This is a genomic window from Pseudomonas sp. nanlin1 (assembly GCF_045571515.1).
Lineage (GTDB): Bacteria > Pseudomonadota > Gammaproteobacteria > Pseudomonadales > Pseudomonadaceae > Aquipseudomonas.
The window spans coordinates 1376451-1389086 of the sequence record NZ_CP124218.1 but is presented as its reverse complement, the minus strand read 5'-3'; the positions used below and the strand labels follow the sequence as shown (position 1 = coordinate 1389086).

At 55.6% G+C, this 12636-nt stretch carries 12 protein-coding genes; 4 read left to right on the top strand and 8 right to left on the bottom strand.

What is annotated here, in order from left to right:
* The first annotated feature begins 160 nt into the window (after nt 1-160).
* The 3 genes from QCL65_RS06450 (at nt 161) to QCL65_RS06440 (ending at nt 2158) form a co-directional block, all read left to right on the top strand.
* Nucleotides 161-670: a GNAT family N-acetyltransferase gene (locus QCL65_RS06450; protein WP_407315437.1), complete on the top strand. Its 510-nt coding sequence runs from the start codon at nt 161-163 to the stop codon at nt 668-670.
* A gap of 446 nt (nt 671-1116) precedes the next feature.
* Nucleotides 1117-1776 carry a M24 family metallopeptidase gene (locus QCL65_RS06445; protein ID WP_407315436.1) on the top strand — a complete coding sequence of 220 codons (660 nt, stop codon included), beginning with the start codon at nt 1117-1119 and terminating at the stop codon, nt 1774-1776.
* 28 nt (nt 1777-1804) lie between these two features.
* Complete coding sequence (locus QCL65_RS06440; protein ID WP_407316705.1) at nt 1805-2158, top strand: gamma-glutamylcyclotransferase family protein; 354 nt, start codon at nt 1805-1807, stop codon at nt 2156-2158.
* Between the two features lie 349 nt (nt 2159-2507).
* Here the strand turns inward: QCL65_RS06440 and QCL65_RS06435 are convergent, their stop codons facing one another.
* On the bottom strand, nt 2508-4301 hold the full coding sequence (locus QCL65_RS06435; RefSeq protein ID WP_407315435.1) for an EAL domain-containing protein: 1794 nt from the start codon (nt 4299-4301) through the stop codon (nt 2508-2510).
* Between the two features lie 242 nt (nt 4302-4543).
* Between QCL65_RS06435 and QCL65_RS06430 the strand changes: the two genes are divergently transcribed.
* Nucleotides 4544-6463 (top strand): ATP-binding protein, encoded by a 1920-nt coding sequence (locus QCL65_RS06430; RefSeq protein WP_147471367.1) that lies wholly within the window; start codon nt 4544-4546, stop codon nt 6461-6463.
* A 196-nt stretch (nt 6464-6659) separates the two neighbouring features.
* Here the strand turns inward: QCL65_RS06430 and QCL65_RS06425 are convergent, their stop codons facing one another.
* From QCL65_RS06425 to QCL65_RS06395, 7 genes are read right to left on the bottom strand one after another with little or no spacing between them, the layout of a single operon-like run.
* Entirely contained in the window at nt 6660-7409 is a 750-nt protein-coding gene (locus QCL65_RS06425; RefSeq protein WP_407315432.1) for a TIGR03747 family integrating conjugative element membrane protein, read from the bottom strand.
* Nucleotides 7406-9568, bottom strand: coding sequence for a type IV conjugative transfer system coupling protein TraD (traD, locus tag QCL65_RS06420; protein ID WP_407315431.1), 2163 nt, complete (start codon nt 9566-9568; stop codon nt 7406-7408). The genes QCL65_RS06425 and traD overlap by 4 nt, the downstream gene beginning before the upstream one ends.
* A gap of 4 nt (nt 9569-9572) precedes the next feature.
* Complete coding sequence (locus QCL65_RS06415; RefSeq protein WP_407315430.1) at nt 9573-10112, bottom strand: integrating conjugative element protein; 540 nt, start codon at nt 10110-10112, stop codon at nt 9573-9575.
* A complete protein-coding gene (locus tag QCL65_RS06410) occupies nt 10109-10699 on the bottom strand; it encodes a transglycosylase SLT domain-containing protein (RefSeq protein WP_099770638.1) in 591 nt (196 codons plus the stop codon). The genes QCL65_RS06415 and QCL65_RS06410 overlap by 4 nt, the downstream gene beginning before the upstream one ends.
* Nucleotides 10681-11400, bottom strand: a complete 720-nt coding sequence (locus tag QCL65_RS06405; protein ID WP_407315429.1) for a TIGR03759 family integrating conjugative element protein — start codon at nt 11398-11400, stop codon at nt 10681-10683. The genes QCL65_RS06410 and QCL65_RS06405 overlap by 19 nt, the downstream gene beginning before the upstream one ends.
* A gap of 12 nt (nt 11401-11412) precedes the next feature.
* Nucleotides 11413-12057 (bottom strand): hypothetical protein, encoded by a 645-nt coding sequence (locus QCL65_RS06400; RefSeq protein ID WP_407315428.1) that lies wholly within the window; start codon nt 12055-12057, stop codon nt 11413-11415.
* A complete protein-coding gene (locus QCL65_RS06395) occupies nt 12054-12620 on the bottom strand; it encodes a PilL N-terminal domain-containing protein (RefSeq protein WP_081027841.1) in 567 nt (188 codons plus the stop codon). Before QCL65_RS06395 ends, QCL65_RS06400 begins: the two co-directional genes overlap by 4 nt.
* Nucleotides 12621-12636 lie beyond the last annotated feature (16 nt).

Sequence of the window (12636 nt, the reverse complement as noted above, 5' to 3'; positions counted from 1 at the left end):
ATTACCTACCGACTGAACATGATGCGCACCTTGATGACCGCCTTGGGCGGGCCATGAGGTTATGCGCGCGTAGGTAGTAGCGCATTGACTAAAGCCCCGCCAGGAATGGACGGGGCTTTTTCATTCTCCGTCCAGAATGGCCAATCTCAGGAGTGTGAAGATGTTGCAGATTCGTCGAGCTGAGCGTTGTGATGCTGAGGCAGCATTCGATATCCGCTTTCAGGCAATTAAGAACCAATGCAGTACCGTTTACACGAATGCTCAAGTGATGGCTTGGACTTGCATTCCGCTCACGGATAAATACAGATCCTGGGTGGAAAATGATTATCACTTGGCTTTCGTCAATGGACTTCCTGTGGCTACAGGACTAATAAATCTCCAGAGGGGGGAACTGGAGGCAATCTTCGTGTTACCAGAGTTCATGGGCCAAGGCATAGGTAAAAAGATGGTCATTCATCTTGAGCATCTAGCACGAAAGGCGGGTCTTGCCGAGATCCACCTTGAAGCCACGCTGAATTCTGAAAGTTTTTATCAGCGCTGTGGCTTCACCGCAGGCGCCCAAGCTATTTACAACTCACCCTCCGGGCTCCAATTGGCATGCGTGCCTATGCGCAAGCAGTTGGTGTATCTGACCGACCTCAAAGATCTTGAGTTACGTGCGCTTCGCTAGCTGCATCTGCGAAAATCGACCCTTGGCGATTGGTGGTCCAGTCGTCGGGGGGGGGGGATTGGTATTCTTTCATGGCTCGATGTCGCCAGTGAGGTAGCGGAAAACACTATCGCTTTCGTGCCGCTTACCGGGATACACGTCAGCCATCCGGTGTTGTCAGTCTGCGTTGCGTCCCATCGCCAGCTTTCCAGAGCCGCGCTTTTAGCGCTGGGTGACTTGACGGAGCGAATGACAGCGTTGAGCAATCTTCAGGCGACACGTTGATCACTTGATCGGCATAGGCGCAATGCGTTGAATTCCTAGACGCCTTGGTCGATGGCTGCGCTTGCACCGATCAGATCCACCAAGGCCTTTCCATTTCGTACAGGCCTGCTGCTTTCTATTACCGCGCGTATCGCTATATAGTTATCAATATAACGATAGACTTAGATCCAAGGAGAAACTCGTTGAACGCACAACCCAAAGAGGCCGTCGGCACGACCTACAGCATCGACTCCATGCGTCACGCTCAATCAATGACATGGCGTGCGATCCGATTGCTATCGCAACAGATTCAGCCTGGCATGCTGGAATCCGAGGCCAGAGAGCTTGGAAAGCAGGTGCTGGCGGGGCTGGAGATGCAACGAATCTGGCATCCATTGCTGATCCGCTTTGGCGCTAACACGCTGAAGACTTTCAAAGAGCGGTCTGAGGGTGACCCGGTACTCGGTGAAGACGATATTTTTTTCATCGACATGGGTGCTGTGTGGCAGGGTCACGAAGGGGATGCGGGCGAGACCTTCGTCACGGGCGCAGATCCGGATATGAAGGCATGTGCGATTGCAGCCAAGACTCTGTTTGAGCGGGTTCAAGCACTCTGGAAAAATGAACGCGTTGCCGGGCTTGAGCTGTATCGCTACGCCGAAGATCAGGCCAACGCCATGGGCTGGCGGTTGAACTTCAATATCAAAGGCCATCGGGTAAGCGATTTTCCGCACGCAGTTCACCGTGGCGGTGACCTTGGAGACTTCGAGCAGTGTCCGAATGCCGGGCTGTGGATTCTGGAGATCCAGATCGCCCATCCAAGTAAGCCTTACGGCGCGTTCTATGAAGATTTACTGGCTTGAACATCTAAACCTTACTGAAGAGAACGTAATGAAAGCGTCTACCGAATTCCCCGTGCTGCTCTTTTCGTACGGCACTTTGCAAGACAAAGCAGTGCAACGGGCAAATTTTGGCCGGGAACTGACTGGTGAAGCTGATCAAATGCTTGGGTACTCGCAATCATGGGTCGAGATCACCGACCCCGACCTGCTTGCAGCAAGCGGGAAGACTCATCACCCGATTATCACCCCAAGCCACAACGACGCAGACAAAGTAGCAGGCACTGTCTTCCAGATCGACGAACAAGAGCTTGCCGCTGCCGATGCCTATGAAGTCGCAGCTTACAAACGCGTGTCGGTTGCGCTGGCATCAGGATTGACAGCTTGGGTATACGTTCAGGCGTAAATTTTCTCTGAGCGCTATGTTTGTATTCACACAGCGCAAGTTCCGATCATGATCGACAGTTTTTAATCCCCCAGATGAAAGGAAGTCGTTCGATGAAAGTCAGTGCAGGTTTACAGTGCAGCTATTACTGGCGTTGCTGTAGACCACGGACCTATTTTCTCGGACCAGACCGAGTGCGAGCAGGCATTAAAAAATGGATAGTAAGAATCGGCGCCAATAATTCGGGCAATGCAACGGTCAGCGTCCGCACAGCGCTTTGAAATATCGGCCGCCAAGAGTTCAGGCGTTTGGTAGCAGCACAATTTTAACGGTGAGCAGTTGCCTGGTTTGGCACGGGCAAGTCCATCGGTCAGCCTGTAGAAGCGCCAAATCCATTACTGCTGTTCAACAAGGCCACCAATTCTACCGGCGGCAAGGGCTTGGCAAAATAGTAACCCTGTCCCTGCTCGCACCCCCAGCCGCGTAACAGATGGTAGTGCAGTTCGGTTTCGATGCCTTCAGCCACGACAGTCAGGCGCAGGTCGCGCACTAGGCTGATCAGGCCCCGGACGATGTGCCACTCGCTGTTACCCGGGACGAGATCGGCCAGCAGCGAACGGTCCAGCTTCACGCTCGTCGCCGGAATCTGTCGCAGGTAGGCCCAGTTGCTGTAGCCACTACCAAAGTCGTCAATGCCGATGGCAACGCCCAGATCACGGAACCTTTTAAGTTGTGCTTGCACGGCTGGGAAGTCGGTGATCAACACGCTTTCGGTAAATTCGAGCTCAAGGTGTTGCGGGCGCACATCGAACTCACGCAGAGCCGCCATCAGCTCATCGAATAGCAGCCCGTCGGTAAGATCGATGGCAGAGACATTCACCGATGCTGTTATATCCAAGCCTTGGCTATGCCAAAGCGCCAACTGCTCGCAGACGTGTCGGACCACCCAACGTGTTATGTGTCGTATCGACGCGGTTGTTTCGGCAAGCGGAATGAATTCGGCGGGACTGATTTCCCCCAGTGTTGGATGTTTCCACCGCAACAGCGCTTCTACAGTCACGCAGCGGTTGCTGGCCAAATCTACGCGGGGTTGATACACCAGCCTCAACTGATCCGGCGCAATCAGCGCAGCTTCTATAGCGTTGAGGAGCTCGGTACTTCGGCGCAGACTCAAATCGATCGCTGGATCGTAATCAAGCCAACGTCGCTCACTTGCCCGCGCCGTATCGGTTATGCTGGCCATCAAGCGCAGGATCTCCCTAGGTGCGCCGACGTCACGGTCAAGCTCGAGCGCACTGATCCCCACATCGGGGAAAACTGGCACATTCGCGCTGAACAGCGGGCGTGAAAATGCTGCTACAAGTCCGTTGAGCAGACCTTGCAACGACAGCGCATCCGAGGGTTTGAAAATAGTAACAAATCCGAGGTTACCAAATCGATACAGCCGCGCCGCGTCGGGCAGTGTGCCCAGTAACATCTCCTTGGAGGCAAGCATGAAGTTTATGTAAAACTCCACACCCAGCGCCTTGACCAGGCGGTCCATTCCGGACGCGGAAAGTGGTTCGATCAGGATCGCGACCTCGTTGTGCCGCACGGATTTGGCAAAGAAGTCCGCCTCAAAACGCTGGTGATTGGGCAGGCCGGTCGTCGGTTCGAAGTAGTGTTGGCGATGGATAGATTCCAATCGCGCCACCACCACCTTGGCCGCATCTCGTAATAAAGTTTGGCCCCTTTCGTCCATCGGCGGGTGAGCCTTTTGATCGATGACGCAGAGTCTACCAAGGCTCAGGCCAGGGCGGATCATCAAGGGAGCACCTGCGTAATACCGTATGAAAGGTGTGCCTTTTACTAGAGGGTTTTCTGAGAAGCGTGGGTCTCCTAAAGGGTCACAAACCTCCAGCACATCGGCGTCTTCAAGCTTATGGGAACAGAACGACATTTCTAGCGGCGTACACGCCGGCTCCATGCCAACCCTAGCCTTAAAGACTTGGTATTCGCCCTCAATAATACTGACCATAACCGTAGGCACGCCAAAGTAAGCGGAAACCATCGTAACAATGCTGTTGAGCACGGGGTCAGACCCGCTTTCCAGATCTGACGTCAACCTATCTACTTCGACAAGGCGCGATCGTTCTTGCGGGGATATAAGATTGGTCAGGGTCATGTCGGTTAATATACCCCAGTGGTGAGGAAATCATCGCGCTGCATTTTGCGGTCGCGCGCTCGACCAAACCGGCGCTACCCGAGCACGAATAATTGCAGTTCCGCACTGCTCACGTTGACGGGTGATATTGGTCGCTCAAGCAGCCTGCGCTTTGGCCGATACCATTCACATCATATCCCTTCCCTTTTATGCACTGCTAGCTATGCCTACCCGAGAGTCCGGATCTGCACCATGGAGCCCACTTGATCAGTATTTTATCATCGCGCCTTGAGCTAGTTCGACGCTTTGCTCGCACTCGGCGAAGCAAACCGGCTCGTTATGCGGGCGCATTCCTAATAGTTACGCTGTGCTGCGCGCTTCGCTCTCTGCTTCCCTTCACATCCCTGCCATACCTATTTTTCATTCCCGGATTGATGTTTATCGGCTTCTGCTTCGGTGTCGGGCCGTCTGCTTTTGGTTGCGTGCTGGCGGTTCTAGCTGCGCACCTTTTTTTCATCGGCGAGATCGGTTTCAACGATGGCTTTCCGGCCTGGGCCAGTAGCGCGAGTTTCGCCTTGGTGACCTTCTGCATGTCAGTCATCTGCGCGTCATTCCTGAAGAGCTTGAACGCCCTCTCCGATCTAAATGAGCGTCTGGAGCATGAGGTCGAGCGCCGCACCCTGGAGCGGGATGGCATCTGGAATGTTTCTCCCGACCTTATCTGCATGCTGTCAGAACGTGGCGAAGTATTGGCGATGAATCCATCCTGGCAAATCGAGACGGGACATGTCGAATCTACACTCAAAGACGGGGCGTTTTTTAGCTTTATCTCTCCTTCGCAATTATCCGATGCCTTACTCAGGCTAAGCGAGGTGCCGGTAGCTGAATTCGATAGCCAGGGCCCGCGCAGCAATGGAACGCCGTTGCATTTGAACTGGAGAATTGCACGTCGCGAAGGGCATTACTTCGCGGTAGCTCGAGACATCTCCCTTCAAAAAGAACGCCAGGAGGCATTCGAAGAGGTCAGATCCCAATTACAGCAAAGTCAAAAAATGGAGGCGGTCGGTCAACTGACCGGCGGTTTGGCGCACGACTTTAATAACCTACTAACAGTGATCACCAGTAGCCTGGACATGCTCGAACATCGCCTTGCTCAAGGTAAATACGGTGAAGTCCAACGATACGTTGGTCTGGCTCGCAATGCATCCGATCGCGCCGCATCTCTCACCCATCGTCTGCTGGCATATGCCAGACGTCAGACATTGGCAAGTACGGTAATTGACCCGGCACTATTGGTTCAGGAAATGAAGGATCTGATCAGCAGGACGCTTACCCCTCGTATAGAGCTAGAGGTAATGGCGCCCAAGGAAACAGTGCTGTGCTTTTGTGACGCGCACCAGTTGGAGAACGCAATACTGAACCTATGCATCAATGCACGCGACGCCATGCTGCAAGGTGGCCGACTACAGATTGAGGTAGCCCAAATGCGCATCGAGACGGCTCAAGCCACGGTGACGCTAAGCCCAGGTGAATATGCACGCTTCCGTATCAGGGATACCGGCATAGGTATGCCTCGGAGCGTTCTGGAGCGTGCATTCGATCCCTTTTTCACAACCAAGCCATTAGGTTCCGGCACTGGCCTGGGCCTCTCGATGGTACACGGCTTTGCCCGACAATCATCTGGGGACGTCCAGATTGAATCGGATGTAGGTAAAGGCACTACGGTGAACCTGTTTTTGCCAATACATCAAGGCACGGCGCCATCTCCCGACATCGTGTCGCTAGCTGCGGCGGAGGATGAGGCTCATACGCTGAGCGGATCCATATTGGTGGTCGACGATGAGGACGCCATTCGCGATCTGGTCGGCGAAACATTGTTAGATGTGGGCTACCAGGTCGTCAAGGCAGCAACAGCTGCGGAGGCGCTAGATCAGCTAGCGCGACTGCCTGAGGTAAGCTTGCTCATCACCGATATCGGCCTTACGGGCGGCATGAGTGGCGATGAGTTAGCCAAAGCCGCGCTGGATGCGCGGCCGAAGCTCAAGGTCCTATTCATCTCCGGTTTCGCCGAAAACAACATGCCTGCGATGGCCTTAAAAAGCGGACAGACCGAATTGCTGCTCAAACCTTTCGCTATGAAACAGCTCAAGATGCTGATTCAGAAATTACTAACGCCAGGCTGAAACGCGATGGCTGTGTTGGGTATCCAGCTTGAAGCTGGTCGATTACGAAACTGTAAAAAGTTGAGGGGAAATTGCTTGTGAACATTCAACAATCCCTTTGAGCTTATAAAGCCGCTCTCGCCGGAGCACCTCGGGGGGCATGGGGGAAGGGAGGAAATGTGCGACAGGCCCTAGTGAAAGCTTCTACGACAGAGGATTAGAGATACTTTTTAAAGCTGCCCGCGGTGAGGTTCGTGACAAATCCCAATAGCGCAGCGCTCGGGAGCAAGATGAGCAGCGGGTGTACTGAAATCGGTAGCGCCAAGTAGATAACCCAAGGCAGGACCGCCAGCGGCATGAGCGAAGCCTTGGCGCGGTGGTAAATGAAGCCCGACTCCCGGCCAGCACCGAACTTACGTACATCGCGACGCACCAAACCATCCACTAAGCCGACGAACGCCGCCATGACGAATAGTGGCAGCGTCAGCACCAACACCAATAGCCGGACCAAAAAAGTGAGCGCTGTAAACGCTGCGGCGATCAAGTAATTCTCCGCCCACAGATACACCTGGCTGATGTAGTAGCGAAAATCGCGTGTCCCAACCTTGCTAGGGGCGCGGGCTCGCTCGGCAGTTTGCTCCATACGCGAGAGTAAGCCGGTGCGAAGGAATATCCAGCGATAGCCCGTCTCTACCAGTTGGTGCGCGGAACGCCCAGGTTCATGGATGACCGCACTACGGGTGAAATGCTTGGACAGGTGAGTGAGTTCGTACTGCAGCATCTCTTGGGAGTGCCGCCAGCCTTGCTCTTTCCAGAAAAAATGCATGCCCACGCATTCGATCACAATCGAAATCAGCAATGACCCAACCAGCACACCAAAGAGCCGGAACGGCAACGTAATCAGACCAACCAGCAGCCCGTCACGACGAACCTCTTGGCGCTTTGCGGTACTTGCCACGTCGCTCATGACAGCGGCTCGCGAACTACCGATGCAGGCTCTGTTACATCCTCTACCAGACTGTCGGGCAACCCCTGACTCTGCAGGGTAGGTGATCCAGAGTTTTCCCACCATTGGGCGGAGTCGCTGTAGCTCTGGCGCATGTAGCCTGCTAACTGCTGCAGATCCTTTGGCATGACCTCATCGGGATCGGGCGCCGGCAGCGGCATGCGGATCTTCCAAAGATTTCCACCTTGCAGAAGCGCAAAACACTGCCCCTTAGGCAGCCCCACTACTTGCGAAGGCTCGATCATCGGTACGCTGGACATGCTGATGCGATCTTGAGTGTTGGAGGTGAAGTCCGTGGTACCTCGGATGTCCGAGCTGTCGGTGGCGCCACTGACGATGGTTGTGGAATAAATCTCGACTTTAGGTAGCTGGCGGGTGAGCAGTTCCGCCGTGGCTGTCTCCCGCACGCGCAGCATGAACAGGTTGTTGAAGTTGCCCACTACCTGACCGGCTTTGGCCCGATTTCCGATGCGCGCCTCAATGTCGCTGAGCGTCTGGGTGTACGCGGTGACTTGGATGCCAGCACCACCGCCCTTGTTGATCATTGGAATGAACTCATCGCCCATAAGCTCGTTGAATTCGTCAGCATGGATGTTGATCGGTAACTTCTCACCAGGAATTGCGCCTGGCAGACCGTCATCGATACCGAACTTGTAGATATGGCCAGCGACCGAAACAAGATCCGAGAACATCGAGTTGCCCACTGCTGCAGCGACCTCGGCATCTGACAGCGCATCTAAGCCCACATAGACAACCGCACGCTTGCGGATGATCTGCATCCAGTCGAAGATCGGTCGTGGGTCGGCCAAGTCGGAGTAGTTCGGCGCCAGCAACTGGGCAATTTTGCCGCTGGTCAGCTTCTCCAACAGTGGCAACAGCGAGGCAACGATCTTATCGAAGTAGGTCCTGTCGTAACGTACCGCGCTGCGCAGGCCCTCCAACACAGGATCGTAGTTGCGCACCTGTCCCAAGTACTGCTCCAACGCAATAACGCGCTTCTCCCGTCCAATCATGTTGCGCGGCATATTCTTGTCATTCAGTCGGGCTTCTATCTGGACAATCACCTCCCAAGCCTTTGGCTCGTGTTTGGCGAAGTAGTGCTGCGCATACTCAATGAACAAAGCATCGATATTGATGACGTGTCGTTGTATCAGCAGATAGTCCGGCCGCTGCCCCAGCTCAATGAGCGCGCGGGCGATGATGTTCACGAACCGCCAGGCGAACTCGCGAAAAGCAGCACTGTTGCCTTCGCCCGACAACTGCCCTGCGATGCGCGTGGCAACTTCGGAAATACGCCCGAAACGGCCAACTGCGTTATAACGGGCGCTGATTTCGGGCCAGCCAAGGTGGAAGATGTAGAACTCCCCTTCTCGTCCGGCGCGCTTGGCCTCGACGTACATACGTTTGAGCAGGTCCGCATCTCCCTTGGGATCAAATACGATCACCACCTCGTGTTCCCCGGCTGGATTCCTACGACGGATATCCTGAGTGATGAACAGCTCAGCCAACCGCGTTTTCCCAACACGTGTGGTTCCCAACACCAGCGAATGACCAACGCGTTCGCCTAACGGCAGGCTCACATCAGTTTCTTCGGGCTCTATGCCATGCAATCGAGGTAGGCCGCCCACCGGAGGGAGCGGCCGCACCGGATTGAAGGGCATGTCCCAGCTGGTCATCCTGGCCAGGTTCGACAGTGGAAATGGCGCGAACTCCAGTCGTTCCTCCAAGCGCCGGGCCATACGATACATGGGCGTTGGCTCGACATAACGTCGAAACTCCGGGCGATAGGTCTGCATCAGTCGGTGGGTGTGCTTCTGCTCCCAGAGAAAACCTTTTCCGATGAAAAGCCGTTGCTGGCTGACTGGAACGTCGCGGCTGGTCATGACGTAGCGCGGCAGGCGCCGGATGTTTCGGCGATAGCGGAGGATGGTCTGGGCCTGACGCAAGCGGACGGCACCAAACGCCAGAAAGGCCAGTCCGCTGCCGATCCCTAGGGCAGGGCTCAACGCAAGCGACCATGGAGCTGCGAAGGAGAGAAAAGCCGCACCAGCACACACAGCTGTGGTGTAGAGCTCAACAGCAGGGCGCAACAATACTTCTACCGGCTGGGTTTGCGCCATGGCATCACTGCTCAACGCTGGTGCTGGTGATCAGCACGGGGTAATGGCTCACGCCTAGCCTTTCGGCCAAATCGTCGGCGGGGACTGCGGCGAGTTGCATGCCTCGCGCTAAGGCTCTCAGACTGGCGAGCCCTTGGGCTGACTCCACATTGACGACAAGGCCAACCGCCTTGCGCTCACGCAGTGCTAATGCATGAAGGCGTAACCAGTCATGCGATGCTTCATCGTCTCCGACCAGGAAGAATGGCTGTAGCCCCGGAGCCTCTATGACCCTGCGAGTGATCTTGCCAGGAGTGAGCTTGGCACTGCGTACAGGCAGCATGTCTACTTCGCTTAATGCTTTGGTGGACGGTATTGGTACAGCGACAGGGGGCTTTGCTGGAGCGGATACACGCGGTTGCAGATTGAGCGCTTCGTAGTACGGTAATGCAGAGGCACCGCCAAGATCCTCGACGACTATCAAGGGTTCGCCTGCCAAAGCCATAGCGGGCAGAGTGAACAGCATCAACAGGCTTCGGGCATCCGCGATAAACCAACATTTCATGGTGATGTCTCCTTTCGAACGTTGAAGGTTGTTCGTGAAGAACCGCGAACGCGGTCAAGATGCCGGGCCACGCTTTGTCGATAGCGTGCGGCCGGTGCGCCGCCTGCCGGACGGTGATAGCGACCAATCGCCAGTAACCAGTCGTCCCCCGGTATGTGTTGCTCGCGCAGGATTTGCGCTGCGATCGCCAAGTTGCCATAAGGGTCGAGCAAGTCGCATGGGTGGCTGTAGCGATGCTTCTGATAGCCTAGATTGATCTGTCCCAAACCAGCATCGACGCGCGTCGAAGGCACCTTGCGCAACGCCTGCTGCAACCCGAAACAAGCTTCAGCACGGCTGGAGAAGCGCAGTGACTCGCCTGCAACATTGACTGACCAAGGCCAGGGAATGATGCGCCCCCCTCGACGGATACCGCTTTCCTGGAGTGCAACTGCGTACAGCACCGTTGAGGGAATACCGGCGCTCTGTGCCGCCAGCTGATAAGCAGGCGGGGGGATCTCCTGAGCATGGGCCGGCATACAGAGGATGCCGACAGTCAGCAGGAACGTTGCGCCCGGCAATGCCAGTCCTAAGGTTGGCGTTGCCATTGACCGTTGACTTGGCGTACGACAGCAGGCAGCTCACCTGGTAGTCCCAGAGACAGCCAGCGACCGGCATCGTGGTTGAGGGTAATCGTGCGAGCGCTGACTAGGGATGCATCGATCTTGATGCGCCGCGCCCACTCGCGGATGCGAGCATCGTCAGACCGGCTACCCACCATATAAATGTCAAAAGCTGCACCCGTGGCTTGAAGGCGATGGATGACCTGATCGCAAGGCAAGCAATTGTCGCGCACAAAAACTGCGGTTCGGCCGCTCTCTCTACTCGCGGTAGCGGCGTTGCTGGGCCCAGCATCTGGTAAATTGACACGTTGCAGATTCGGATGCAGCCGCTGCCACGCCTCGTCATAGGCGCGTTGGTAGGCCAGCAACTTGTCGACACGGCGTGCCTCTGCCTGCACCTGGAGCTCAGCATAGTGCCGCCGTTCCTCATCGGAGCGTGCTTCCGTCCCCAGAGCGGATAGTGGATCCAGATTGGGTGAATAGATGCCCAATGGGCCAGCCATCAGCTCCCGGTATCGTGTCCACTCTTCCTGCCGAAGCCCCCAGTCGCGCGCAAGCTTCTCGTCATGACTGTGATCGATTTGACTAGTTGACACCTGGGACTGTTTGGTTGTCACCTGCTGTGCCCATGCAGGTGATTGAAGTGTTGCCAGGAAGAGCGCAAAAAACGGAAATAGTGACCTCATGGCACGCTTCCCTCAGGGGATCGCCAGACGGCGGGTTTGCTCGCCTGCGCGGAACACGGCGGTGTTCCGATCAATTTCTTCCAGCCGCCATTGCCCTACTGCTTCACCGGGCAGCACTACCTGGATCTGAGAGGCTGAGAGTTCACCAATAGCGGGAGCAACTGAAACCGTGCGCTGCCCGGCACGCAGCTCCGATCCGATCACCCGAAACGGCATGGGGGTCTCAATCGGCTTAACCACCTTGGTTTGCGTTGCACGTGATTTACTTTCTACACTGCTTTGAATCGCAGCCTGATTCGCCTTGATTTGATCCATCTCCATACGAAGTGCAATCAAATAATCCGAAGTCGCGCGAGTGGCGAGTGCTTGCTCAAGCTCATCAATTCGATGTTCCGCAGCCTCACGCACATCTTTTAGCGCTGATGCGGTGGCCGATTCCGGCCGGGCCTGTAGCGCCCGATTTGCGTCAGCGATTTGCGCCTGACCTACCTCCAGCGCGTGCAAACGATTGAGGGTCTTTTCGCGTTGCGACTGCACAGCGATCAACGCGATCATCACTAAGGCCATAAGCCCGACAAGCCACACCCACAGCAATATCTGGATGATTGAGTAGGCTCGTGAATGTTTTGCGCCGAAGATGATCTTGGGTCTAGTCATTGCTGGGCTCCATCTTGCGGAAACACCTGAGCCGGCTCGGAGCTCTGAAGATCCTGAGATTGAAGGTCAACATGAGTTCCAGGACGGACAAAGCACACCTGCCGTGTGCTGTCATTGACCTCAACATCCCAAGCAGGGCCTGCCAGAGTGAGTAGCGCATCGCGCAGGGTCATAGGGCCCAGTTGCAGATGGGCGGCGGGCATTGGCAGCGGGTAGAGTTCAAGGGCGGCTGATCCCGTTTCACACATTTGGTAGCCACTGCGATTGAGAACGTGGCGTAGGCCATCGCCAACACTAGCTCTCGCTTCGTCTGGCATACGCACATCAATGACCTGCAGCAGTAGGTCACGCTGTGCTGAGCCAGGAGACAGTTCAACCAGGGTGTAGCGCCCATAGCGGATCACTGGAATCAACTCCGGATCGGCCTGGTCGCGGGGAGCGATTACCTCCTCAGTAGGGGGTGGCTGAACTTCTGAAGACGTAGTGGCGCAACCACCAGTAAAAATGGCAGCGACTACCAGACCACAGCCAGCCAGGAGTGAGGAGCAGCAGATGTTTTGCATGAACCGGCTTCCTGTT